The sequence below is a fragment of the Larkinella knui genome, assembly GCF_003858645.1.
Classification (GTDB): Bacteria; Bacteroidota; Bacteroidia; order Cytophagales; family Spirosomataceae; genus Larkinella; species Larkinella knui.
In genome coordinates, this window is the sequence record NZ_RQJP01000001.1 from 1,140,089 (window position 1) to 1,165,947 (window position 25,859).

23 protein-coding genes are annotated in these 25,859 nt (G+C 51.0%); 18 read left to right on the plus strand and 5 right to left on the minus strand.

Going from position 1 to position 25,859, the window contains the following annotated elements:
• Window positions 1-61 precede the first annotated feature (61 nt).
• A complete protein-coding gene (locus EHT87_RS04630) occupies window positions 62-550 on the minus strand; it encodes an NUDIX domain-containing protein (RefSeq protein WP_124904318.1) in 489 nt (162 codons plus the stop codon).
• Between the two features lie 129 nt (window positions 551-679).
• Entirely contained in the window at window positions 680-1,117 is a 438-nt protein-coding gene (locus tag EHT87_RS04635) for a CBS domain-containing protein (protein ID WP_124904320.1), read from the minus strand.
• A 190-nt stretch (window positions 1,118-1,307) separates the two neighbouring features.
• Between EHT87_RS04635 and EHT87_RS04640 the strand changes: the two genes are divergently transcribed.
• The 13 genes from EHT87_RS04640 (at window position 1,308) to EHT87_RS04700 (ending at window position 17,096) form a co-directional block, all read left to right on the plus strand.
• Window positions 1,308-1,697 (plus strand): hypothetical protein, encoded by a 390-nt coding sequence (locus tag EHT87_RS04640; protein ID WP_124904322.1) that lies wholly within the window; start codon window positions 1,308-1,310, stop codon window positions 1,695-1,697.
• 42 nt (window positions 1,698-1,739) lie between these two features.
• Entirely contained in the window at window positions 1,740-3,164 is a 1,425-nt protein-coding gene (locus tag EHT87_RS04645) for an ATP-dependent DNA helicase (protein WP_124904324.1), read from the plus strand.
• 4 nt (window positions 3,165-3,168) lie between these two features.
• Complete coding sequence (locus EHT87_RS04650) at window positions 3,169-3,462, plus strand: hypothetical protein (RefSeq protein WP_124904326.1); 294 nt, start codon at window positions 3,169-3,171, stop codon at window positions 3,460-3,462.
• 218 nt (window positions 3,463-3,680) lie between these two features.
• Complete coding sequence (locus EHT87_RS04655) at window positions 3,681-5,096, plus strand: DegT/DnrJ/EryC1/StrS family aminotransferase (protein WP_124904328.1); 1,416 nt, start codon at window positions 3,681-3,683, stop codon at window positions 5,094-5,096.
• 391 nt (window positions 5,097-5,487) lie between these two features.
• A complete protein-coding gene (locus tag EHT87_RS04660) occupies window positions 5,488-6,357 on the plus strand; it encodes a helix-turn-helix domain-containing protein (protein ID WP_124904330.1) in 870 nt (289 codons plus the stop codon).
• A gap of 329 nt (window positions 6,358-6,686) precedes the next feature.
• A complete protein-coding gene (locus tag EHT87_RS04665; protein ID WP_124904332.1) occupies window positions 6,687-9,056 on the plus strand; it encodes a beta-galactosidase in 2,370 nt (789 codons plus the stop codon).
• A 301-nt stretch (window positions 9,057-9,357) separates the two neighbouring features.
• Entirely contained in the window at window positions 9,358-10,986 is a 1,629-nt protein-coding gene (locus EHT87_RS04670; RefSeq protein WP_124904334.1) for an NADP-dependent glyceraldehyde-3-phosphate dehydrogenase, read from the plus strand.
• Between the two features lie 231 nt (window positions 10,987-11,217).
• Window positions 11,218-12,108, plus strand: a complete 891-nt coding sequence (locus EHT87_RS04675) for a cupin-like domain-containing protein (protein WP_124904336.1) — start codon at window positions 11,218-11,220, stop codon at window positions 12,106-12,108.
• Between the two features lie 82 nt (window positions 12,109-12,190).
• The gene (locus tag EHT87_RS04680; RefSeq protein WP_124904338.1) at window positions 12,191-12,718 is read left to right on the plus strand and encodes a GNAT family N-acetyltransferase; all 528 of its coding nucleotides are present in this window, start codon (window positions 12,191-12,193) and stop codon (window positions 12,716-12,718) included.
• Window positions 12,715-13,560, plus strand: coding sequence for a hypothetical protein (locus tag EHT87_RS04685; RefSeq protein ID WP_124904340.1), 846 nt, complete (start codon window positions 12,715-12,717; stop codon window positions 13,558-13,560). The genes EHT87_RS04680 and EHT87_RS04685 overlap by 4 nt, the downstream gene beginning before the upstream one ends.
• Window positions 13,561-13,730: 170 nt before the next feature.
• The gene (locus EHT87_RS04690) at window positions 13,731-14,711 is read left to right on the plus strand and encodes an SPFH domain-containing protein (RefSeq protein ID WP_124904342.1); all 981 of its coding nucleotides are present in this window, start codon (window positions 13,731-13,733) and stop codon (window positions 14,709-14,711) included.
• A 44-nt stretch (window positions 14,712-14,755) separates the two neighbouring features.
• Window positions 14,756-15,853, plus strand: a complete 1,098-nt coding sequence (locus EHT87_RS04695) for a TFIIB-type zinc ribbon-containing protein (RefSeq protein ID WP_124904344.1) — start codon at window positions 14,756-14,758, stop codon at window positions 15,851-15,853.
• Between the two features lie 238 nt (window positions 15,854-16,091).
• Window positions 16,092-17,096 (plus strand): ABC transporter ATP-binding protein, encoded by a 1,005-nt coding sequence (locus EHT87_RS04700; protein ID WP_124904346.1) that lies wholly within the window; start codon window positions 16,092-16,094, stop codon window positions 17,094-17,096.
• Here EHT87_RS04700 and EHT87_RS04705 read toward each other — a convergent pair.
• On the minus strand, window positions 17,093-17,788 hold the full coding sequence (locus EHT87_RS04705) for a head GIN domain-containing protein (protein ID WP_124904348.1): 696 nt from the start codon (window positions 17,786-17,788) through the stop codon (window positions 17,093-17,095). The two genes, EHT87_RS04700 and EHT87_RS04705, sit on opposite strands and share 4 nt — an antisense overlap.
• A gap of 68 nt (window positions 17,789-17,856) precedes the next feature.
• A complete protein-coding gene (locus EHT87_RS04710) occupies window positions 17,857-19,242 on the minus strand; it encodes a sulfatase family protein (RefSeq protein ID WP_124904350.1) in 1,386 nt (461 codons plus the stop codon).
• 62 nt (window positions 19,243-19,304) lie between these two features.
• Between EHT87_RS04710 and EHT87_RS04715 the strand changes: the two genes are divergently transcribed.
• From EHT87_RS04715 to bshB1, 5 genes are all read left to right on the plus strand, one after another.
• Window positions 19,305-19,937: a 7-carboxy-7-deazaguanine synthase QueE gene (locus EHT87_RS04715; protein ID WP_229320848.1), complete on the plus strand. Its 633-nt coding sequence runs from the start codon at window positions 19,305-19,307 to the stop codon at window positions 19,935-19,937.
• The gene (locus EHT87_RS04720) at window positions 19,892-21,874 is read left to right on the plus strand and encodes an OmpA family protein (protein ID WP_124904352.1); all 1,983 of its coding nucleotides are present in this window, start codon (window positions 19,892-19,894) and stop codon (window positions 21,872-21,874) included. Before EHT87_RS04715 ends, EHT87_RS04720 begins: the two co-directional genes overlap by 46 nt.
• Before the next feature lie 227 nt (window positions 21,875-22,101).
• Window positions 22,102-23,055, plus strand: coding sequence for a thioredoxin-disulfide reductase (gene trxB, locus EHT87_RS04725; protein ID WP_124904354.1), 954 nt, complete (start codon window positions 22,102-22,104; stop codon window positions 23,053-23,055).
• A gap of 157 nt (window positions 23,056-23,212) precedes the next feature.
• Window positions 23,213-24,286: a peptidoglycan DD-metalloendopeptidase family protein gene (locus EHT87_RS04730; RefSeq protein ID WP_124904356.1), complete on the plus strand. Its 1,074-nt coding sequence runs from the start codon at window positions 23,213-23,215 to the stop codon at window positions 24,284-24,286.
• Window positions 24,287-24,300: 14 nt separating this feature from the next.
• Window positions 24,301-25,035 (plus strand): bacillithiol biosynthesis deacetylase BshB1, encoded by a 735-nt coding sequence (gene bshB1 / locus EHT87_RS04735; protein WP_124904358.1) that lies wholly within the window; start codon window positions 24,301-24,303, stop codon window positions 25,033-25,035.
• Window positions 25,036-25,123: 88 nt separating this feature from the next.
• Here the strand turns inward: bshB1 and pdxH are convergent, their stop codons facing one another.
• The gene (gene pdxH, locus EHT87_RS04740; protein WP_124904360.1) at window positions 25,124-25,765 is read right to left on the minus strand and encodes a pyridoxamine 5'-phosphate oxidase; all 642 of its coding nucleotides are present in this window, start codon (window positions 25,763-25,765) and stop codon (window positions 25,124-25,126) included.
• Between the last annotated feature and the right edge of the window lie 94 nt (window positions 25,766-25,859).

Consider the following 25,859-nt stretch of genomic DNA (forward strand, 5'->3'; position numbering starts at 1 on the left):
GGTTGCCGAAACCGGAAACCGATCTTGCGTTAAATGTACAAAAATACCCGACAGACTACGGTTATTGTTTTAAATAACCTTTTAAGTGGAATACATCTTCCATCGACCGGCAAAGTCGGAACAGGCGATGGACTTCATTTTCGGGATAACTCTTGATTTCATCGAACGTCATCAGCCGCACTTCGGTGATAATCTGGCTTTCGGCATCCATTTCCGGATCGAAACCCTGGCGGAGCTGGCCACCCACAATCCGGACGTCGAAAAACAACTCCATCGCGTGCAGCGGAGTTTGCATGAATTCGTTGACAAACTGGAGTTCTCCAACCTCGATGTCAAGTCCCGTTTCCTCGTGAAATTCCCGGATGAGGGCTTCATAAGCCGTTTCGCCATACTGTGGTCCACCTCCTGGCGGACACCAGAACGTATCGGTGGGGCCAATACCCCGGTGCCGAACCATCAGCAGTTTCCCGTCGATCAGGCATAAACCGCATACCCGCAGCCGCAGGCGATTGCCGTAGAGCCGCTTAACTTCTTCGCGTGCAATATCCAATTTGGTTTTTGGTAGTTTCAGCCCGCAAATATAACAGGAGTTAAGAGTTAAGAGTGAAGAATTAAGAGTTGCTATGCGCTAGCCAACTCTTAATTCTTCACTCTTAACTCCTGACTATTCACTCCTAACTCAATAGGGGCTTCCGGAAATGTAGCTTTCCAGTGAATTGATGCGGGCTTTCTGGTCGTGGATAATGGCGGAAACGACATCGTTGATCGAAATGATGCCAATCAGTTTCCCTTCATCGACAACGGGCAGGTGGCGAATGTGTTTATCCGACATGATGAGCATCGCGTCTTCCAGCCGCTGGTCACTGCTGATGGTGATCAGATTGGCGGTCATTACATCCCGGATGAGGGTGTCTTTCGAGGCCCGCCCCTTCAGAATCCCTTTCCGGGCATAATCGCGTTCGGAGAAGATTCCGGACAGGTTTCCCTCATCGATGACCAGTACGGCCCCGATATTTTTTGTAGCCATCGCTTCCAATGCTTCATAAACCGTCGTTTCGGAGGTGACGGAATAGATGGTGTTAATGGTTTTGCCCTGCAAAATCTGGCGGATATTCATGATCGGAGGAAGTTTGGTGAATGGGTCGGGTTCAAAATAGAAAAAAGGTATGATAAAAGCAATCCAAGGTTGCATTTTGCTGGATAAAGGCATTAAATTTCTACGAATTGTCAAAACTTGTTTGCTTATCCAAGGGCACCTGTCGATTTGTTTTTGAAACAGGGTTCTTATAAGTTTGAAAAAACATCGTATGAATACCACCACATTCCGACTGGTCCGACTGCTTATCTGGCTACATTGCAGCGCATTGCTGGGCATTTCCTGTCACCGGGCCCCGGTGAAGGAAAGCGGGGAAGACACCAACGTGCTGGTGGGTTCGTGGGAAAAAGTGAGCCCGGCAAAATGCAGCCAGATTTATCCCGATGTGATCGAATTCAGTGCGAACGGAGTCTACCAAACGCAGTCGGAGCTGACCTCCGTTCCCATGGCCTGGGACGCCGGAACGTATGAAGTCGATCGGCAGATCGTTAAGATCGCCAATGCCCTGGAAGTTTCGAAGACGTACCGGTTTGTTATCAAAAATGGAATGGTTACGTTTGAAGACGAACAGGGTTGCCAGGTTCCCTATCGCCGTATGTAAAACCGGTTGAAAATACCGGTCCTTTTTCCGTATATTAGTCCAATGAATGAAACTCTCACGCCCGCAGAGTTGCTGGCGAAACGCTTCCCTTTTAAGCCTACTTCCGGACAGCAGCATTTTTTTGAACAGATGAATCAGTTCATGATTCGTACTGAACACGAGAATTATCGGGATTGCTTCTTGCTGAAAGGGTATGCCGGTACCGGTAAAACCACCCTGATCAGTACACTGATCAAAGTGTTGCCGAAGTTTGGATTCAAATCCGTTTTACTGGCGCCCACGGGCCGGGCGGCCAAGGTGATGGCCAACTATTCAAAACGGATGGCCCAGACCATTCACCGGAAAATATACCGCCAGGTGGCCGATTCCAGTTCGGGAAATCTGGTGTTTCAGCGGCAGAAAAATTACCACGAAGACACGGTTTTTATCGTCGATGAAGCGTCGATGATCAGCGACGATTCGGAAATCGGCATGAACGGTCTGCTGGCCGATCTGGTCGATTTTGTTTTTGAAAACCCCGGAAACCGCCTGATGCTGGTGGGTGATGTGGCGCAGCTGCCCCCCGTTGGCAAAGAGATCAGCCCGGCTCTCGACAAGGGCTATCTGGAACGGCATTTCGATATGGTGGTCGTTGAGCAGGAACTGATGGAAGTTATGCGGCAGGACGAAAATTCGGGTATTCTGTTGAATGCGACCAATTTGCGGGATGTGCTCAATGACCCGAGTCCACAGATCAATCTGAATGTTCGGAAATACCGGGATATTTATAAAATGACCGGCGAAAAGCTGGAAGACGGGATTCGGTATTGCTACGATAAATACGGTCGCGAAAATACCATCATCATTACGCGGTCGAACAAAATGGCCGTGCAGTATAATCAGTACATCCGCCGGGCCATCAACCAGTGCGAGGAAGAACTCGACGCGGGCGATATGCTGATGATTGTCAAGAACAATTATTCCGTCTTGGACGACGATTCTCCGGCGGGTTTTCTGGCCAATGGCGACTTTGTGGAAGTGATGAAAATCCGGAAGCGCGAAGAGCAGCACGGACTCAAATTTGCAACCGTAACCCTGCGGCTGGTCGATCTGGAGGAGCAACCCGAATTTGAAAGCAAAATTATCCTCGACACGCTGTATTCTCCGCAACCTTCGCTGGGGCGGGAGGAAAACAAGCAGTTGTACGAAAGCGTCCAGAAGGATTATTTTTATATTAAGTCGAAAAAAGAGCGCTCCGATGCCATCCGTCGCGACCCGTATCTGAGCGCCCTGCAGGTGAAATTTGCCTACGCCCTGACCTGCCACAAGGCGCAGGGGGGGCAGTGGCCGGCGGTTTTTGTCGACCAGGGCTATTTGCCTGACGGCCAGGTAAATCAGGATTTTGTGCGATGGCTCTACACGGCCATCACCCGAGCCACCGACGAAGCTTTTCTGATGAATTTTATGCCCCAATTTTTTGAGCAATAAACCCATGACACTCAACGACTTTACGGCCACGCTGGCGAACGCCAAACCACCGTTCGGCCTGCACCCGGTTGCCGAAGCCCTCTGGTACGACGCCAAAGGAAACTGGGAACAGGCCCACAACATTGCGCAAAGCCGGGAAGGCACCCGCGACTACGACCACTTACACGCCTATCTTCACCGCAAGGAAGGCGATGAGTATAACGCGGGTTACTGGTATCGCCGGGCCGGAGCACCGGTTTTTGCCGGTACTCTGGAAGAAGAGTGGAAGGAACTGACGGAGACTTTTCTGGCAAAATAGGCGATCAGGGCCAGACAGACGGACTGGGCAAGACCGGGCCGGACGGTTCCCGAAAAACCGGTTTGTCTGTGGTCGTTGAATGCGCACCCGGAATGCCGGTCGGTTTATTCAATCTACTAAAAGTTAGCGTGTTATAACGCAAAAGTTTCCGGTATTTTTTACATTGCCCCCGAAAATGCCAGCCTTGAAACGAAGCTCTACTCTCAAAAAGCAGGTCCATGTCGTCTACCAATTTCTCAAGACGTGAGTTTATCCGACGTCATTCGTTAACCGGGCTCGGTGCGGTTCTGACGCCTTCACTGCTAACCGGTAGTCCGGCTGGTTTGCCACCACCGGCGGCTTCTCCAGCCACCACGCCGACCTCTTTTTCGCTCGCCGAATCACCGGCTTTGCTGGGCGGAAAACCCGTGCGCGCCCGGGAGTGGCCAACCTGGCCGTTGTGGAAACCGGAAAGTGACGAAAAGCAACTGTTGGAAGTGATCCGGAGCGGAATCTGGTCGCGGGCGGGTGTAGTGAGCGAATTTGAAACCCAATGGGCGGCCGCGCTCGGCGTCAAACGTTCGCTGGCGGTCGTAAACGGCACGAATGCGATCATGGCCGCGCTGGCGCAACTGGACGTTCGGGGAGGAGATGAAGTGCTGGTGCCGCCCTACACTTTTATCGGAACAGTGGCACCCGTACTGGCGACCGGCGCCATGCCGGTTTTCGTGGACGTTGATCCCGAAACGTTTCAGATTGATCCGGCCAAAATTGAAGCCAAAATTACACCCCGGACCCGGGCCATTATTCCGGTGCATATTCTGGGTTTGCCCGCCAACATGACGCAAATTCTGCCGATTGCTAAAAAGCACAATCTGGTGGTGATCGAAGACGCCTGCCAGGCTCATCTGGCCGAAATTAATCACCGGAAAGTGGGTACACTGGGCCATGCGGGCTGTTTTAGCTTCCAGAACTCCAAGAACCTGGCCATTGGTGAAGGCGGGGCCATCGTCAGTAACGACGACGCTTTTATGGATCGCTGTTTTTCGTACCACAACTATGGCAACCCCTTCGGGATGGTGTCGGGGGTGATCGGTGCGGGCTCGCTGATTCAGGGAACCAAGTTGCGTTTAACGGAATACCAGGCCGCGATCGGTCTGGCGCAATTGAAACGACTCGACGCACAAACGACGCTTCGGAACGAAAATGCGGAGTATCTGAAATCGAAAATCAAAGACATTCCGGGTATTGTTCCGTACAAACTGTACGATGATGTAACCCGGGCGGCTTTTCATTTATTTCCGTTTCGATACCAGAAAGAAGCGTTCAAGGGGCTGCCGCGCGAGGTGTTTTTGAAGGCACTTTCGGCGGAAGGAATACCGTGTTCAAAAGGGTATGCCCCCCTGAATACCATGCCCTATCTCAACGATACGTTTCAGTCGAAGAATTTCCGGAAAATGTATCCCAAAACCATGCTGGACTTCAAGAGTTATGTCGAGCGGAACCACTGCCCTCAAAACGACCGCTTATGTAATGAAGAAGCCGTCTGGTTTACGCAAAACATGTTGCTGGGCACCCGGGCCGACATGGACGAGATTGCCAACGCAATCCTGAAAATCCATACGCACGCTGATAAATTGCTGACGCAGAAATGAAAAAAGGAGAAACCAGGAATGCGGATTGACTGATTTTTGCCGAATAGATCACTTAAAATTCGTTCACTTACTCTTTCGAAGCAACGACCTGACCGGGTCGATAACGGTTTTAAATAATTATAGGTAGAATTTATTATTGTCTGATAATTTGTATTTAAACCAGGTAGTATTGTTTTCAGAATATAATCAGGTGATTTACTGAGTAATTACTGGTCATGTTTATCTAGTGCGTAGTTTGTAAAAAGTGACGGTTTATACCGTTGGCTAGTCTTACAGTACAACCGGTTAGTTTTAAACTAATTGGGCCGGGTAAATCGGAGATGATATTTCCCGGGAGTTGAACGCTTCAGGAAGTATAAATCAGAAACTTGTTTTACGATAGTTTCCTGCCATGCTATCTCAAAAGCCGGTTTATCAATTGCAGGCATTTTCGGAGAATGAGGCCGAAAAACTCTTTCACATGCGCCGTCTGGAAACGGTTTTGCAGGAGTTTAAGGACATCAACAAACCGCATTCTCACTCCTTTTACCTCGTCATGTGGATTAAAGACGGCAGTGGCACTCATACCATCGATGCCAAAACCTATTCCATTGCGCCCAATCAACTGTATTTTCTTTCGCCCGGAAAAGTGCACAGCTGGCAAGCGTCGGCCGATAGCAAAGGCTATAACTTGTATTTCGATTCCAATTTCTGCCGGGGCCGGGTCAGCCGTCGTCTATACCATTATCCGTTCTTTCAATCAACAAAGCATGAACCCTTTCTGGTCATTACGGACCAGCAGAGCTTGTTTAGCGGTATTTTTGATTTTATCTATGAGGAATACACGGGCAACCAGTCCAATCGCTATGAAGTAATTTTGTCGGCCTGTCACATTGTTCTGGAATTGGCGGACCGCTTGTACAATCAACAGTGGACCAATGAGGATACGTATCTGTATGATCGTGTGCGGCAATATGAACAACTCATCGAAGATCAATTCTTAACGGTTCGTGAAGTCAGCGCGTATGCTGCCCAGATGCATCTGACTCCGCATTACCTGAACCAGCTCTGTAAAAAGATTCTTGGGAAAACCGCCAGTCAGTTATTTCAGGAGCGTATCCTGCTTGAAGCCAGCTACTTGTTGCGAAATACGACGCTCTCCATCAAAGAAATTGGATTCCGGCTAGGCTTTCAGGATCCTTCTTATTTCGTTCGTTTCTTCAGGAAAAATTCGGGCGAAACACCCGCCAACTTCAGATTACACCAAAAAGATAAACGCTGATATGTACCATAAAAGGTCGGTTTTGTCTTAGCAGGATACTGCCGTCATTGGTACTTTTGTGCGTTTTGTAAACATACTTCTATCGCCTTTTTAGGCAATTGTGGTTTTTTTATCAGAAACTTTGGTACTGGTCCTGTCTGATAATAAGCAAAAGGTCGTGGCGTCCTGCATGTAGGTAAATCAAGTACTTCATTCAAAAGGGGGAAAACCGGTAAGTAGCCAGCTACCGGATCACAAGCTGTTTCGGGGTTTCTACCCGAGAGGCATAGTCGTGTGCTTTTGCAAGCAAACTAACGGCATACGCTTTTTTTCCACCAACTCAACACAAAATGAAAAACCGTAACTTTTCAGTGTTTTCCCTTGCTTTCCTTTTGGGATTCAGTTTTAATTCCTACTGGTGTACGGGGGCTGCCGCTCCTCCTGCGCCCGTCCGTGCTGCCCGGCTTCTGAGGGAATCGGTGCCCGTCAACCACCAGCGATATGTGGGTATTACCATTTTTAATTTTGAAACGGATCCCCGGGTCGACGATGAAAACATCGAAAATTCGGCCGCTGCCGGCTGTAATGCCGTTGAAATTACCATCAATTGGGACAAAGTGTATCCAACCCGGCAAAGCGTGGCCAATTGGAAGGTCATTGATTCACACGTGCAGACCGCCATGCGACTTGGTTTGAAAATTGCCCTGCGCATTCACGTAGGGCGCGAAATTTCGCAACTGGGCGGCTTTTGGGGAACGAACGAAACGATGCAGGCCGCCGATGGTTCACGCAGCACGGGGAGTGGGATTACCCAGTTCAGCTACGCCTACCAGCCCTCCGTTGAGCTGGCGAAGGCGTTTGTCAGGGAAAGTACGCAGCGGTACCGGTATTTGCAGGAGCAAAACCGCCTGTTATTTTTCTCCGTGGTGACTTCTCCGGCTCTGGAATCGGAGTATTCTCCGGTGCTAGACAAAGCCGACGGCACCAAGGTTACCATCGGCTTTGATTACAGTGATCCCATGCGGGAAGCATTCCGGCAGTGGCTCCGGGGCCGGTTTTCATTAAGCGATCTGAATAAACGCTGGAATACCGGTTTTGGCGACTGGAATTCCGTGTCGCCACCGTCCGGCAACGCCAGCGATCCGCGGGGTGTATTCAGTGCCAGCCGCCAGGGACTCGACTGGTACGTTTTTCGTCACCGCATGCTCGAACGGTTTTTGAATGATATAACCAATACGATAAAATCCGTCGATGGGTCAATCCGGGTGGTCAACCAGCACGGAGCGGTGTGGGATCGGTTGAGCGGCTTGCGGGGGACGTATGCTTTCAAAAGTTTGAACCAGAATGCCGACGGGTTGAAGTTTAACGACGGCCCCACCTACAACCACCGGTTTTCGATGGACGTGGTGCGGAGCAATCTAACCCCCGGTGCGTTTCTGATCAATGCGGTAGATGGCATGTTTTTTCGAACAACGACGGTCGGGACGTATTTCGACCAGGTAAAGGAGTGTTTCGAACATGGGGCCTCCATGATGACGCTGGCCAACTTTGGCGGGTCGGAGGCTCGGGGTATGCTCAATCAATTGATCCGGCGGGTGGTCGATGCCGGTTTACTCAACCAGCCCGTAACGCAGGTACAAACCGGCGGAACCATCAGCTACAAACTGTCGGAAATACTCCGCGATTCCTATTCGCCGGTCAGCACCCGCTGGACCAATCAATATACTAATTCAGATCAGAAACCGGTACAGGTGACACTGATCGAAGATTTACTGAATGAGACGGATGCGCCCGTTTCGCCGGACGTCAACAAGGCTCCGCAGGTCATCAATGCCTTTGCGGACCGCGACGCAACGGTTGGCAAACCTTTTAGTTGTGAAGTGTCTGAGAATCAATTCAGGGATTCGGACGGAACCATTGCGAAGGTGGAAGTAACTGGCTTGTCGGCGGGATTGAGTTATAATTCATCCACCAATCTCATTTTGGGCACCCCAACGTCGGCAACAACCCTTGGTGTGACGGTGAAAGCAACGGATAACGATGGCGCTTCGGTGACGGACCACTTTCTGATAAAGGTGAGTTCTGCCACCCCGCCGGGCTCCGATTCTCCACCTGATCAGGATGGTTCCGGCAATTTTGAGGGGTATCTGGACAAAGTCGAGTGTGGAACCATCCGGGGGTGGGTTTGGGACCGCAACAAGCCGAATTCGCCGGTAATGCTCGAATTTTCGGCCGATGGCAAAGTGATTGGCACCACAAACGCGACTATTTTCAGAACCGATCTATTGGATGCCGGCAAAGGAAATGGCAGTCACGCCTATAGCTTTACCACCCCGGCGAGTTTGAAAGATAACCTCCCGCACCAGATAAGTGCCCGGGTGCTGAATAGTTCGTATGTCTTGAAATATGCTCCTAAATCGTTGACTTGCTCATCGTCAGCGCGGTTGTCGGCCGAACCGGCGGAACCCGGTTTGGACGTAACGGTATTGGGCAACCCGGTTACAGACCAGGTCGAGGTGGAAATACGCGGAGCGGAAGGAAAAACGGTTCGTCTGCAAATCTCCGACCTTGGCGGGCGTGTTGTGAGTGAGCGGTTGGTAGAAACCGCCGGCGCTCTGGAAACGCAACGATTTAGCATGGACCGCGAACGGACTGGTATGCTGATCTTGCGGGTCAGTAGTGGCCTGCGGGCGGTTACGGTGAAATTGCTGAAGCAGTAAGTTGAATCCTTTTTTTTTAAAATAGCCCAAACGACCCGGTTTGGGCTGTTTTTTTGAACTAGTGCGCCGTATTGTTTAAAAAAGCAGGAAATATAGAGCGCCAAATCGTTCCTTCAATCCATTTTTCGCCTGGTGTTTTCGCTTCGTTTAAGTACAGTTTCCGTACTTTTGCACAAGGGTTCCAGGAATGCGCGTACCTTTATCTTCTTCATCGACTTCGTATTCATTGACCGGCCGGCCTTAATCCGGGGCGGTTTTTTGTGTCAATTTGCTCTGCAAGTACCATTTCTAATTTTATAGTATGACTAATTTAGCGCAGCAGCTGGAAATGTTATTTCCGGCAGAAGACCAGGTTCCGGACGAATTTCGGATCGAAGAATTGCACCAGCGGGAATATCTCGTCGACGGTGAAATCCGCCCGTGGGATGGCCCGACGCAGGAGGTAGTGTCACCGGTTTTTATTCAAACGCCAAACGGGCTGGTGCGGAAAGTGATCGGTAGTTATCCGCTTCCGATGGACGACAACGAAGCCCTGGACGCGCTGGATGCGGCCGTACGGGCTTTCGACAACGGTCGGGGCGAATGGCCGACCTTATCCGTAACCGATCGTATTCACTGCATGGAGCGCTTCGTCGGAAAAATGATGGAGCAGAAAAAAGACGTCGTGAACCTGCTGATGTGGGAAATCGGTAAAACACTGGCCGACTCCATCAAGGAATTCGACCGCACGGTGCAGTATATTTACGATACGATCGATGCCTTCAAGGACATTGACCGGGCCGGTTCGCGCTTCCGGATCGAGGAGGGCATCATCGGGCAAATCCGCCGGTCGCCGTTGGGCGTGGTGTTGTGTATGGGGCCGTTCAATTACCCGCTCAACGAAACGTATACGACTCTGATTCCCGCTATTTTAATGGGAAATACGGTTTTATTCAAACCTCCGAAACACGGAACCTTGTTGCATTATCCGTTGCTGGAAGCGTTCCGGACCTCGTTTCCCAAAGGAGTTGTCAATACCGTATATGGCCGGGGGGCTACGGTGGTGCCGACCCTGATGAAGTCCGGCAAGATCAATGTGTTAGCCCTGATCGGCTCGAGCCGGGTGGCCGATAGTCTCAAAAAAATGCACCCCAAAAGCAACCGACTGCGGGCTATTTTGAGTCTGGATGCCAAAAATGCGGCCATCATTTTGCCCGACGCCGACATTGAACTGACCGTAAAAGAGTGCATGTTGGGGACGATGTCGTTCAACGGGCAGCGGTGTACGGCTTTAAAAATTCTCTGGGTGCACCGGTCGGTAGCCGATGCCTTTTTGCAGCGGTTCGGCGAAGAACTGAACAAGCTGAAACCCGGTATGCCGTGGGGCAAAGGCGCGCAGGTTACCCCGCTGCCCGAACCCGGAAAACCGGCTTATCTAGACGAATGTCTGCGTGATGCCGAAGCGCAGGGGGCCCGGATTATGAACGAAGGGGGCGGCACAACCGTGGAATCGTTTGTGTTTCCGGCGCTGGTTTATCCGGTTAAAGAAGGCATGAAACTATACCGTGAAGAGCAATTCGGCCCCGTCGTTCCGGTGGTACCGTTCGATGACATTGAAGAGCCGATCGACTACATCATCAATTCGGATCACGGGCAGCAGGTGAGTATTTTCGGTAGCGAAACCGGGCAGATCGCCCATTTGATCGACCCGTTGGTCAATCAGGTGAGCCGCGTGAATATCAATGCCCAGTGTCAGCGCGGGCCGGATACGTTTCCGTTTACGGGTCGGAAAGATTCGGCCGAAGGAACCCTGTCAGTGGAAGATGCGCTACGGTCGTTTTCCATTCGTACCGTTGTGGCTACGAAAGACACGGAACAAAACAAGAGCATTTTGAACGACATCGTCGAGCAGCATAAATCCGAGTTTTTATCGACGAAATTTATCTTCTGATTCGTCATCCTGGCCAGCCTCCGCCGTACCTTTCAACCCATCATTTTGCACGTTTACAGATGATCGTTGGACGGGGTACGGCGGCAAGGCTGATCGGTCTCGTTTTTGGATAAAATTAATCCAATTTTAATTCTAAAACTACCTAACTTTCCCGCCTTTTCGTGAACTCATCGGTAAGAATCTTGTTACATCCAATAAAATTTTGATTGTACATTGTATTCATCTACCCGTATGGCACTGGACCTCGTACCAATCGATCGCATTAGTAAGCACGATAAAGCACTTTTTCAGCAGTCTTATTTTAAAAATCACCAACCCGCCGTTATTCAGGATTTTTGCCACGACTGGCCTGCGTATAAAAACTGGTCGTTTGATAAATTAAAAGAGCGCGCCGGGCATTTAACCGTTGATTTGTACAATAACAAGCCAGCTGATCCCGATAAGAGCACCATGTTTGTCGACGAGCGCATGAACTTCGGCGACTATCTGGATAAAATCTCCTCCAATCAGCAAGTTGAACTCCGCATTTTTCTCTTCAATATTTTCAAGCATATTCCCTCGCTGAAGAAAGATATTCTGAAACCGGATCTGGTCGATGGTTTTGCCATGAGTCTGCCCTTCATGTTTTACGGCGGGGCCGGTTCGGTAGTGCATATGCATTATGATATCGACCTTTCGCACGTATTCCTGACGCAGTTTGTGGGTCGGAAGCGGGTGGTTTTATTTGCCCCCGAATACACCCCGTTGCTGTATCGACTGCCATTTTCGGTTATTTCGTACATGAATGTCAATAAGCCGGATTACGAAAAATACCCGGCTTTGCAACACGTAAAAGGCTATGAATGCACGCTGGATTACGGTGAAACGCTCTATATTCCAGCGGGTTACTGGCATTACATCGAATACATCGATGGCGGTTATGCCTTGTCTCTTCGGGTGCTGAACGAGTCCTGGTTGAAACGGATCGAAGGCGCCTGGAACCTGCTTGGTGAAATGCGGATCGATAATTTTATGAAGAAATATTTTACCCAGCGCTGGTTTCGCTATAAAAACCGGAAAGCATTTGAAAATGCAAATGAAGCGATGAAGCACTTTCAGAAGGTAGAAAATGTGGAAATTTAAACGTCCTTTAAACGATAGTAAACCATTCTCTGTATAGGGGATGGTTTTTATTTTACCTGGATTTAGTAAATTCCGACTGACTATGAACTACAAAACCCGGTTTGCCGAATTAAAAGATGAGGCTGGCATTTACGACCTCTATCAACAGGTTGCCCGGATACCCGGCGGAATTGCCCGGGAAGTAGACGAAATAACGCCCGGTTATGTGGCTGGTAATTTGCAAAAATCGATTCGGAATGGTGTTTCGCTGGTCATCGAAGATCCGGAAAATCCTGGCGTTATACGTGCTGAAATTCACAGTTATAAGCTGGAACCCCGCGTTTTTAATCACATTCTGTCTGAATTAACAATCGTCGTTCATCCAGATTTTCAGAATCAGGGGCTGGGAAAACGCCTTTTTATGGATTTGTTAAAGCACGTTGAAGAAAACCGATCGGATATTTTACGGATCGAATTGATTGCCAGAGAAAGCAACGCAAGAGCGATTGAATTTTATCAGAAAATAGGCTTTACAAGTGAAGGGCGATTTGAAAAACGAATTGATACCAAAACCGGTCCGTTTGAAGCCGATATTCCAATGGCCTGGTTTAATCGAAATTTTGGAAAATGAGCTTTCAAACAACTCCTAAGGAATACAGCCGACTGATTAAACTGGTGCAGGGGAGATATAAAGCTCTGCATGCTCTCACGTTAACCCGGGGTCAGGCGGAATGTATTTATAAATACGAAGCGGATAAAAATCTGGAATCAAAAGATAAGGACTTTTTGCAGTGGGAAGAATATGACTTTGAATGGGCAACGTATAAAGATATTCTGACGAGCGATCAATTCGAAATGTATGAAGCCGACCTGAAAACTCGCCTTCGCAATTACGAAAGCGCACTGGTGGAGGAAGACAACCGGAAATTTCATGAAATTGAGTACAATCAATCGCTGCTAACGATTCTTGAAGAAAAAATTTTACCTGATTGTTTAAACCAGGCAGCTGCGGTAAAATTGACGGGGCTATTTCAGGAAACTACCAAAATTGACTTTTTAAAGGCGGAATACAAGCGGTATTTAAACGCAACCAAAAAGATGTTGTTGGTTGATCATTTTCGGTTTGCCCGAACGTGTATGCCCAATCTGTTGAAGATAACGTTACTGCAGCATAAACTGGATTATATATGGCCGAATTACTTTCAGTTTAATCAATGGATGGACGAACCAACCCGGGCTACGGCAACTTATCTACGGCAAAAACTTTACTACATCCAGGACAAAATCTACGACCATGTAAAAACGAAGTTTGCTGAACTGACGACTTTAAACGAAGAAAATTACAGGAGACATTGGGGTGATCGTAACGGCCCACAAGTGACCTTCGGGCCATCAACGCCCGAGGATAGGCGCGACCACCTGTTAATGAGCCTGTTGCTTCTGGATAAAGATCAATACGGCTGGCAGGAATAACCACCCGGTCGCCTTCATCACTTTCTTACCGGAATTGGAACGCCTGACGGGTTTTTCTTGCCGTTCAAAAAATCGAATCCGTGCGGGTTCGATTTTTTTGCGTAGAATTGGGCATATAAAACTTCAAAACCCTGAAATGCGATGGTCTTAGGGCCGTCGAAGACCAGCATATGGGACTTTTCGACTTCATCCGAAATGAGTTTATCGAGGTTATCGACTGGGTCGACAACTCGAACGATACGGTTATCTGGAAATTTCCGGACAACGGCAATAACATCAAATACGGAGCGCAACTAACCGTTCGGGAGTCGCAGGTGGCGGTATTCATCAACGAAGGCCGGATTGCCGATGTTTATCAGCCGGGCCGGTATGAACTGACGACCCAGAACATGCCGATCATGACCACCCTGCGTTCGTGGAAGATGGGTTTCGAGTCGCCGTTCAAAGTCGATATTTATTTTGTTTCCACCAAGCAATTCACCAACCTGAAATGGGGCACCCAAAACCCGTTTATTGTTCGTGACCCCGAACTGAAACAGGTGCGGGTTCGGGCCTTTGGCGTTTTTGCGCTGCGGGTGGCCGATGCCGGGAAGTTTATCAAGGAATTTGCCGGAACGACGCCAATCGTCCGCATTAGCGATGTGGAAGATCAACTCCGGTCGGCCATCGTCACCAATTTTACCGATACAATTGCCGAAGCCGGGATTTCGGTCTATGATTTAGCGCGCAATTACAAGGAAATTGGCGACAAACTGCTGCCGTTGCTCCAGTCCGATTTTACGGGCTACGGCCTTGAGCTGACCAAGTTCTACGTCGAAAATACCAGTCTGCCGCCCGAAGTCGAAGCGTTCCTCGACAAAACGACGCAGATGAATATGGTGGGTGATATGGCTCGTTTTCAGCAGTTTCAGGCTGGCGTTGCACTCGAAGATGCCGCCGAAAACGGTGGCGCCGGCGGGGCCGCCGTTTTGCTGGGCGGACTCGGCAACTTCATGCAGAACACCAACGCTGCCAACACGCCCCAACCGCAGAAAGAAGACAAAACCGAAGTGATGAATCTGCTCAAACAGCTCGGCGAACTGAAAGCCGCCGGGATTCTGACCGAGGAAGAGTTCAATGCCAAGAAAGCCGAGTTATTAGCCCGATTATAGCCCAAATTTGGTAGGTATACGGCAAGCCGTTTACGCGTCCCACCATGCAGCCATCAGAACTTTCGGACCTGGTTCGTGCTCCCTGCAAGACCTGCGGAGCGCAGTTGAAATTTTCGGCGGAGAAACAAAAACTGAGTTGCGACTACTGTGGCAACACGGAAGCTATTGCGTTCACCAAGAGTAAATTACACGAAAATCCGCTTTCGTTTCGGGTGGAAAACCGCCAGTTGCCCAACGCGCCGACGGAAGAAAAGCGTCTGTTTACCTGCCAGAATTGCGGTGCGAAAACCACCGTCAATTACGATGCGCCGACGATTACCTGCGCATTTTGTAATTCTAAAAATGTCAATCCGGATGCTCAGAAAACCCGGCTCATCGAACCGGCGGGTTTGTTACCGTTTCGAATTTCGAAAGAGCAGGCCCTGGAACGGTTCAGGCATTGGGTGGGGGATAGCTGGCTGGCTCCTTCGGACCTGAAAGCGGGTGCCATGCTGGATAATCTGCACGGTATTTATATTCCATTCTGGACGTTCGACGCGCAGGCTCATTCGGATTATTCGGGCGAAGCCGGTTTCTATTATTATGTTCCGGTGCAGGTACGGGATGCCAACGGGAAAGTCGTAACGCAGCAGCAGCAACGGGTTCGGTGGGAATACCGGAGTGGTTCGCACCAGGCTTTCTACGACGATATGCTCGAAATGGCGTCCCGGAACCTGTCGCAGCAGGAAAGTCAGGTCCAGGAAGCCAGTCGCTACAACCTGGAAGAAGTGGTCGATTACGACCCCCGTATTTTGCTGGGTTGGGAAGCTGAAGTCTACAGCATCGACCTGGAGGAAAGTGCGCGGAAAGCCGAAGAACAGATTCGGAGCCGCGAAGAAAGTGCCTGTGCGTCGCAGATGGGGGGCGATACGCAGCGCAACCTGACTGTCGATACGACCCTGACCGATCAGACGTTTAAACACATTCTGCTGCCGCTCTGGATCTGCATGTATCTCTATAACGGCAAGCAATACCGGTTTTTGGTCAACGGGCAGACCGGCCAGATTGCCGGAGAGCGACCCAAATCGGCCTGGAAAATTGCCCTGGTGATCCTGGCTTTTATTTTGCTGGTCGTGTTCTTCTACTGGCTTGGAAAGCGATAAAACCGCTGCATTCTGAACAGGGCCCGGCCGGAAGGAACGGGCCCCTGAAAAGTCCCTTCAAACCGGTCCGACGGTTGGGATGTAGGGATTTATTTTCTTACACATGACAAAATCTTATCGGCGGGTTATTCCCGTAATTCATTAATTTTACAGCTTCGGCAAAGCTTAATTTGGTTTAAAATATCGATAAGTCATTGCTGATGAGTGAATTGTATGCACAGAAAAAGAGTATGATCAATTGCTTGAATCTATCCATCTTATAAAATCTTTCGGGGACGTAACCGCCGTTCGGGGCGTTTCTCTGGTTATAAAACCGGGTGAGGTTGTGGGGTTGATAGGCGCTAGTGGCTCGGGGAAAAGTACGCTTCTGAATCTGTTTGCCGGTCTGACCGATGCAACAGAGGGCGTCGTTACGCTTAATAACGAACGGATAAAAGGGCCATCGGAACAGTTGGTGGCGGGGCATCCGCATATCAAATTGGTGCATCAGGAGTATCAGTTGATGCCCAATGTATCGATTCGGGAAAATATTGCCTACTCGTTGCGGTTTTACGAAAAACGCTACCAGGATTTTCGCGTCGATCAGTTGGTCAGTCTGTGCCGGCTGGAATCGGTCCAGCACCGCTTACCCCGTCAGGTATCGGGCGGAGAAAAACAGCGGACGGCCATCGCCCGCGCCGTTGCCGAAAAACCCGCCGTATTATTGCTCGACGAACCGTTCAGCCACCTTGATTTGCCCAACCGCGAACTGATCCGGAGCATGTTGCTGGATCTGGTTCGCAACGAAAAAACCGCCTGTCTGTTTGTAACCCACGATTCGACCGACGCGCTGTCTATCTCCAGCCGCATCGGTATTTTACAGGAAGGCCAACTGGTTCAGATGGGCGCCCCGATGGATGTATACCGGCGACCGTACAATGCGTATGCGGCCCAGATGACGGGGCCTGCCAACCTGATCCGGGCCAAGCACCTGCCTTTGATGGGCATCATCCACGCTTATCAGCCGAACGCCCTGGCCTGCGTTCGGCCGGAAAACATCCGGATGTCCGACCACGGACGCTTTGGTGGCACGATTCGGAATATCTTTTTTAAAGGCGCTTTCATTGAGGTGGAAGTGGAGATGAACCGCTTCGTAAACCTCACGTTTATGGCCGCATCCAACGAAAAAATCAAGGTTGGGCAGTTGGTTGGCCTCGAAATGGCACCCGATGCGGTACACTGGATGCGGGGGTCGTCGGCTTAATCATCCGATTTTTTTTCGTTGGTAATAACCGTCTGCGGATTGCCCCGGTGTGAAACATCGGCGCCACCCCGCGTATATTTCTCCAGCCGTTTCGTAACCGTAACCGACGCATCACTGGCACCCGAAGCCCGGATGAGGGCTTCATCGACGGTTAAATCGTAAGCCTGTAAATCCGACGCCCCCGAGATATCGGCATCGAGCAGTTTGGCTTTTCCGCGTAGTTTGGTGTCAGAAGCACCGGAAGCTTTCAGCCGGATGCGATGGGCCGAAACGTCTTTCATCGTCAAATCGGCGGCTCCCGACAACGTAATATCCAATTCTTCCGTGTCGAACGAATCCGTCACTTCGCCGTCCGAAGCGCCGGAGAGGGTGATGCCCCGCAAGGCTGGCATGGTAACCAGCAATCGGGGCGATTTGCGGTTTTTACCCGGAATCCAGTGCCCGGCTGGCCGGTTGAAGCGTGCCACCAGAACCCCGTTTTCACTTTTAACGGTCAAATACTCCGTTTCGCCGGGAGACAGGTCCGCTACAATTTCAAAACCGCCTTTGCGGATCTCGACATCAATCGCGTTGGCAATGTCGATGCGGTCGAATGGCTTGATACTGAATTGCTTCGTAACGGATTGGGCTTCTGAAAAACCCGCCAGAAGCGTTAACGCCAGTACGGACAGGTATGCTCTTTTCGTTTGCATGGTGGTTAGATAATGGTAAGTGTCCTGCTCACAAGATGCGGTGAAAAACCGGTAAGTTGCATCGGTACCTATTTTCTTTTCTGCCACGGCGTTGCGCCACTTTGCCGGATATGAGTCATTATCAACTGGGTTAGCTCCGTGGCTTTCTGTTTTTCCTGACTGACCAGATTGGTCGTCTCCTTCGGATCTTTTTGCAGATTATACAATTCATAGGGAGCAAACGGATTGGGTTGCAGCAGTTTCCAGTCGCCCAGCCGAACCGCCTGCGTCGTCAGCCCCTTGTAGGTATCGTTGCCTTCGCGCCGGATAAAAAAGAGTGGCCGCTGCCGGATCGCTTCCAGGGTGGAAGCGTCCGGTTGATCAGTCAGCAACACCCCGGTCATCGACTTTCCGTCAAGCTCCGCAGGGGCTTTGATCCCGGCTAATTCAAGGAAGGTTGGCATCCAGTCGCTGAGCTGCAATCGTTCGTCCGACACCCGGCCCGGCTGAATGTGACCCGGCCAGGCCACACCGGCCGGAACGCGAATACCGCCCTCGTACAGAGTTCCTTTATAATCCCGAACCGGGCCATTGTTGGCTTTCCCCGGTTTCCAGCCGCCGTTGTCGCTTGTGAAAACGATCAAGGTGTTTGCCAGCTGACCATTGGCTTTTAAAGCCGCGACTACCCGGCCAACGTTGGCGTCCATATGCTCGATGAGTGCCACCAGTTTAGCGCGTGTCGGGTCGATGGCGGAGTCGCGCTGCAAAACCCGTTCGAGCCATTCGGCGGGTGGTTGCAACGGGTTATGGGGAGCGTTGTAGGCCAGGTATAAAAAGAACGGTTTGGAGTTCCCCTTTCGAGCCGTCAGATACCGGATGGCGGCATCCGTAAACACCTCCGTAGCGTGGCCGGGCGGATCGATAGTTTGGCGGTTGTGGCGCATGAAATTATGTCCGTTCCGCAGCTTGGTATAATAATCATCCATCATATCACCCAGAAAACCGTAAAATTCCTGAAAACCGCGTTCGTTGGGCGCGTTCTCCGGCTCCAATCCCAGATGCCATTTTCCAACCAAAGCCGTATGGTAGCCCGCCTTTTGTAAATAATTCGGCAGGAGCAGACCCGGTGCCAGATAGCCCCAGCTATCGGTCGAATCATCCCGGATCACGCCGGGAACACCCACGCGTTCGGGCCAGCGACCCGAGAGCAAAGCGGCCCGGCTGGGCGAGCAGACCGAGCTGTTGGCGTAGAAGCGGGTAAAGCGCAGGCCGGCCCGCATCAGGCTGTCGATGTGGGGCGTTTTCAGGTCGGTAGCACCATACCCGGAGAGATCACCCCAGCCAAGATCATCGGCAAAAATGAACACGATATTGGGTCTCGTGGCCGCACGTTGCGGACGGGTACTGATGAATAAGGTGCTGATTGCCGCCAAAACCAGACCGGCAATCAGGGACATCCAAGGGCGATATTTCATAAAGGCTGCGGAAAGCCGGGGAATACATAAACCATCGCCCGCAAATTCTGTAACTTTGCGCCATGAATCAAGTATTGAATCAACAAACTGACACGATGGAACAGCTTCCCGTCATGGAATCGTTCTACACGCTGCAGGGGGAGGGGGCGCATACCGGCCGAGCCGCTTACTTCATCCGGCTTGGGGGCTGCGACGTGGGTTGTCACTGGTGCGATGTCAAGGAGTCCTGGGATGTTCATGCGCATCCAAAATACACCATCGATGCGCTGGTTGAAGGGGCCTTGCAGTATCCCGGACGCCTGGCGGTCATTACGGGCGGAGAACCCTTGATGCACGATTTGACGGAATTGACGCTGGCACTCAAAAAAGCCGGTTTTCAGACGAATATTGAAACTTCGGGCGTTTATCCGGTGAACGGCATCTGGGACTGGATTTGTTTTTCGCCCAAGAAATTCAAAGAACCGAATCCTGATATTTTTCAGAAGGCCAGCGAATTGAAGGTTATTATCTATAACAAAAGCGATTTTGCGTTTGCAGAGTCCTTTGTCGGGTCGCTGCAACCGCATTGCAAATTGTTTTTACAACCGGAGTGGAGTCGTTCAAATGAAATGCTCCCTCTGATCGTTGACTATGTAAAACAGCATCCGCAATGGCAGGTTTCGTTGCAAACACACAAGTTCATGGACATTCCGTAGGGGAAGCGAATCGGCAACAAACGGGCGTGTTTTTTGCCGTTCTTTTTGCCGTTCTATTTTTTCCCCCGTTCGTTTTTTCTTCGTTCGGCCAAAATAAAAAAGCCGTTGAGCTTTATAAAAAGGCAGTCGATGCCCTGGCTAATCGCCAAATGCCGGAGTCGCTGGAATTGTTTCATCAAGCGGTTGAACGGGATACCGGCTACACAGAAGCGTACCTGAAACTGGGGCAGGTGTACGAATTTATGCGGCAACCCGATCAGGCATTACAGGTGTATCAGCGGGCAATCCGTCAGAAGCCTGAGAATCCCATCACGGGGCCGGCTTATCAGTTTGTGAGCGGATATTTGCTCAAAAAAGGGAATTATCAGGTAGCGATTCCTTACATCGAGCGGTATCAGAAACTGTTTACGCCCCAGTCCCTGCAATGGAAGCGCGTCGATCGCTTGCTGCAAACGGCGCATTTTGGGGAACAGGCGGTTCAAAATCCGCTGCCGGTGAAGCCGCAACCCTTATCGGCCACGGTTCAGGCGTTTCCTTCGCAATATTTCCCGGTCCTGACCGCCGATGAACAGACGCTGGTCTACACGGTTTTGAAACCGGAAGGCGACGAGGATCTGATGGTTTCGACCCAAAAAGGCGAAACCTGGAGCCCACCGGAATCGATTTCGCCCCTCATCAACTCGATCAATAACGAGGGCACGCCGTCGCTTTCAGCCGATGGCCGGACGCTGGTTTTTACGGTTTGTCAGGGACGCACCGGCTACGGAAGTTGTGATCTTTACATCAGTCACAAAACCGGTACGGCCTGGTCGGAGCCACAGAACCTGGGTCCGGTGATCAACACCCGCTCGTGGGAGTCGCAACCGGCTTTGTCGGCGGACGGCCGGCGGTTGTATTTTGTTTCTGACCGGAAAGGCGGGGTCGGACGGCGCGATATCTGGTGCAGTGAACTCGGCGACGATGGCGAGTGGAAACCGCCCTACAATCTGAAAACGATCAACACGCCTTTTGATGAAGCGTCGCCCTTTATTCATGCCAACGGTCTGAGCCTGTTTTTTGCTTCGGAAGGCCACATGGGCCTGGGCGGCTACGATTTATTTGTGGCCGACAGTACGGCCACCGGCTGGTCGAATCCGCAGAATCTGGGCTATCCCATCAACACATCCGACGATCAGGCGGCTTTGTTTGTGTCGGCCAACGGCACGCACGCCTATTATTCGCAGGAACAGGGGGCGAGTGACGGCAAGCAGCGCTCCAAGCTCTACGTATTCGATTTACCCGATGCCCTTCGCCAGAAAGTCCGTCCGGTCAGCTATTTAAAAGGACTGGTGGCCGATGCGCGCACGAAAAAACCGCTCAAGGCCACGATTGAACTGATCGATCTGGCAACCAATCAACTGGTTACGCGGGTACAGTCCGACCCGCAGACGGGGCACTATACCGCCGTCTTGCCGACGGGTGGCGAATATGCATTGTATGTCATTGGACCGGGCTATTTATTCAAAAGTCTGTCGTTCGACTTTACGCAGAAACGGGAAGGAGAAGGATTGACGATGACGGTGCCGCTGGAACCGATCAAGCCGTTGGATGGGGGGGCGGCTTCGAAAGAAACGCTGAACAATATTTTCTTCGAAACCGGCCGGTATGATCTGGCCGACAAGTCGCGCACCGAACTTGACCGGCTGGTAAAGTTTCTTGAAGTTAACCCGACCGTCACGATTGAAATCGCCGGACATACTGATAACCAGGGTGGTACGGCCAATAATCTGGAACTATCCAGAAAGCGGGCGCAGGCCGTCGTCGGTTATCTGGCCAAAGCGGGTGTGGCGCAAACCCGGATTAAATCGGCGGGGTATGGCGAAACCCGCCCGGTTGCGCCCAACACAACGGAAGAAAACCGCAAACTTAACCGCCGAATCGAGTGGCGGATTTTATAGTTGAAACGGCCGGTTACGACGGCTCAGTGAACGGCCAAAAGGGGCTTTGAAGCGATCAGTGATGCATTAGTTGTGGGCTGGTGTTCATTATTCATGGTTAATTGTTCATTATCCGTTAAGTTGGTTTCGCCGGGAATTTTTTGCACCTTTGCGCTTGTTTTTTCTGTGTCTGGCCTACGATTTGACTAAAAACTGACCAGATTAAACATTCTATTCTTTGTCAGACGATGACCACCGAACACGTCAATTGCCTAATTATTGGTTCCGGCCCGGCCGGATACACTGCCGCCATTTATGCTTCCCGTGCGGGCATGAAACCCGTTTTATACCAGGGAATGCAACCGGGCGGTCAATTAACCATCACCAACGAAGTTGATAATTTCCCGGGCTATCCCGACGGTGTAAATGGCCCCCAGCTGATGGCGGATCTCGAACAGCAGGCCCGTCGGTTTGGCAGCGATATCCGGTATGGGGTGGTTACGTCCGTCGATTTTTCCGGCCCTATTCATAAAGCCGTCATTGACGATCAGCAGGAAATCAGTGCCAATGTCGTTATTATATCCACCGGTGCCTCGGCCAAGTGGCTCGGGTTGCCGTCGGAAATGCGGCTCAATGGATTAGGCGTTTCAGCCTGTGCGGTGTGTGACGGATTTTTCTTTCGGGGCAAAGATGTTGCCATCGTCGGTGCGGGTGATACGGCGGCTGAAGAAGCCAGCTATCTCGCCAATTTGTGCCGAAAAGTTTACATGATCGTTCGTCGGGGCGAAATGCGGGCTTCCAAGTTTATGCAAAACCGCGTAAAGTCGCTGCCCAATATTGAAATTCTCTGGAACAGTGAGACGGAGGAAGTGCTTGGTGAAGAAGAAGTTACCGGTGCGCTGATCAAGAATGCCGTGACGGGTGAAAAACGGGTCATCGACATTTCCGGGTTTTTCGTCGCCATTGGCCACGTCCCGAATACCGCCATTTTCAAGCCGTATATCGAGCTGGACGAAACCGGATACATCATTACCGAGAAAGGCAGCACCCGCACCAGTATGCCGGGTGTATTTGCCTGTGGTGATGCGCAGGATAATACGTACCGTCAGGCAGTTACAGCCGCCGGTACGGGCTGTATGGCCGCTCTGGATGCCGAGCGCTACTTAGCCATGAAAGAAGTCGAAATGCACGCGGAAGCGTAAATGATATACAATTAAGTACCACCACAAAAGGAGTTAAGAATGAAGAGTTAAGAATGAAGAGTTGGCTGACGCAGGCACTGAAAATGAAGCGCGTCAGCCAACTCTTCATTCTTAACTCCTAACTCTTCATTCTTTTTGTCAAACTTTATCCCCAAGGATGAGAAAACTGGCAGTCTGGTGGCTGTTCGCCAGCGTTTGCTGTATGGCAAGCGTAACGACCGTAGAAGCACAGGAACGTGGTAAGTTTAAAAAGAACCTGAGCATCAAGCCAAAGAAATCGGAAAAAGAAAACCCCAATTTTCCCACGCAGTCACCGGTTCAGCAACCGGATGATGAATTTGAACAGGAACCTTCCAATCTGCGCTTCAACAACCAGTTTGAACCCCGAAAAGAGGTGAATCCCGTTGTTGCCGAAGATACGTCCACGATCGATGAAGGCGAACCCGCCGTAGTCGAGTACATTGACTCCGTACAGGTCGGCGATGATTGGGTAAAGATTGCGGATTATTACGCCATCTGGGACCCGCACAACGTCGATCCCTACGGCATCGACCCGCTTCAGTTTGACGAAGTAATCGACCTGAAATTATACGACCCATCGCAAAACCGGTTCTGGTCGGCCCCAACCGTCGACGGCAAAGTAACCTCGATGTTTGGTCCTCGCTGGGGTCGGTGGCACAAAGGAATGGACCTCGACCTGGAAACCGGCGACCCGGTTTATGCCGCTTTCGACGGTATTGTGCGCGTATCGGGCTGGGACGGTGGTGGTTTCGGACGGTATCTGACCGTGCGGCATTACAACGGACTGGAAACCGTATACGGCCACTTATCCAAAGCCCTGGTGGAGTCCGGTCAGTTGGTCAAAGCCGGGGACCAGATTGGGCTGGGCGGCAGCACCGGCCGCAGCTCCGGTTCCCATCTTCACTTTGAAACCCGCTACGAAGGCAATCCGTTCAGCCCGACGTTCGTCTACGATTTCCCGACCAACTCCCTGATTTCGGATCATTTTATTTTAACGGCTTCCGTTTGGGATTATTTGCGGGGCCGGAACGTCAGCTTATCCGGTTTTAAACCCCGTTTCAAGCGCACGGTTCTTCACCGCGTTCGTTCGGGAGAAACCCTTTCGAGCATTGCCCGGAGGTATGGTTTGACGGCGTCGACGCTGGCCCGTAAAAATCACCTTTCGACCCGTTCGCGAATCCGGCCGGGGCAGAAACTGAGAGTGCATTAATCGAACTTTACCGAATGAAACTCGACCTTCTGGTTATTGCCGTACATCCCGACGACGCCGAATTAGGCTGTGCAGGAACCATTCTATCCCTGGTTGCGCAAGGCAAAAAAGTGGGTATCGTTGATTTAACCCGCGGGGAACTGGGCACGCGCGGCACACCCGAAATCCGGTTGCAGGAAGCGGAAGCCGCTGCCAAAATTCTGGGGTTGTCAGCCCGGGAAAACATGCGGTTCCGGGACGGTTTTTTTCGGAACGATGAAGACCATCAGAAGGCGCTGATTTCGGCTATTCGGAAATATCAACCGGAAATTGTCATTACCAATGCTATTTACGATCGCCACCCGGATCACGGACGGGCGTCGGAACTGGTGGTCGATGCGTGTTTTTATTCCGGTTTGCGGCAAATCAAAACCGTGGACAACCTGGGTGAAGAGGCTACGGGCCTGGAGCAGGAAGCCTGGCGGCCGAAAATCGTATATCATCTGATTCAGGATCGCTACATCAAACCCGACTTTATTGTCGACATCACCGATTTCTACGACCAAAAACAGGCGTCGTTGCTGGCGTATAAAAGTCAGTTTTACGATCCGAACAGCAATGAACCCATGAGTTACATTGCCAGCCAGGAATTTATGGAATTTCTGAAAGCCCGCGCCGAGGAATTCGGCCATGTCATCGGTGTCAAATACGGCGAAGGATTCACCGTCGACCGGACAATTGGCGTGAAAAATCTATTTGATTTAGCTTAATGAGTAAAGAGTTAAGAATAGCTTGGGTCAGCCAACTCTTAACTCTTCACTTTAAACTCTTCACTTTAAACTCTTCACTTTTAACTCCTTAGGGAGCCAGCCGCTCAATCACCCAGTTTTCGCCTTCTTTTCGGTACAGGACCCGGTCGTGCAGGCGGCTGGGGCGGCCCTGCCAGAACTCTATATGGTCGGGAATGAGGCTAAAACCGCCCCAGTGCGGAGGACGCGGCACAGGCTGGTTTTCAAACTGATGCTCCAGTTCCCGCTGCCGGTTTTCAAGGACGTCGCGGCTTTCAATCGTCGAACTCTGATGCGAAACCCAGGCCCCAATCTGGCTGCCCCGGGGTCGGCTCTGGAAATACACATCGGACTCGGCCGGGGATAATTTCTGAATTGTGCCTTCGATCCGAATCTGGCGTTCGAGTTCGGGATAAAAAAATGTCAGCGAAGCAAACGGATGGGAAGCCAGTTCAACTCCTTTCCGGCTTTGGTAATTGGTGAAAAATGAAAAACCCTTTTCATCGAACCCTTTCAGCAGCACAATCCGCCCCGAAGGACGCCCTTCCGGCCCAACCGTGGCCAGATGCATGGCATTAGGCTCCGGAACTCCCGCGCTCAGGGCTTCGGTGAACCAACGCTGAAATTGAGCGAGCGGGTTTATTGAAACATCTAAAGGGTCTAAACCGTTTAGGGTGTACTCTTTTCGTAACTCAGCCAGGGAAGATAACATGGATGTATGGGTTTCGAACCGGCGATGCGGTCTGCAAAGAAATAATAATCCGCTTTTTTTCGTATTTTTGCAAAAGTAACGATTCCTAAAAATC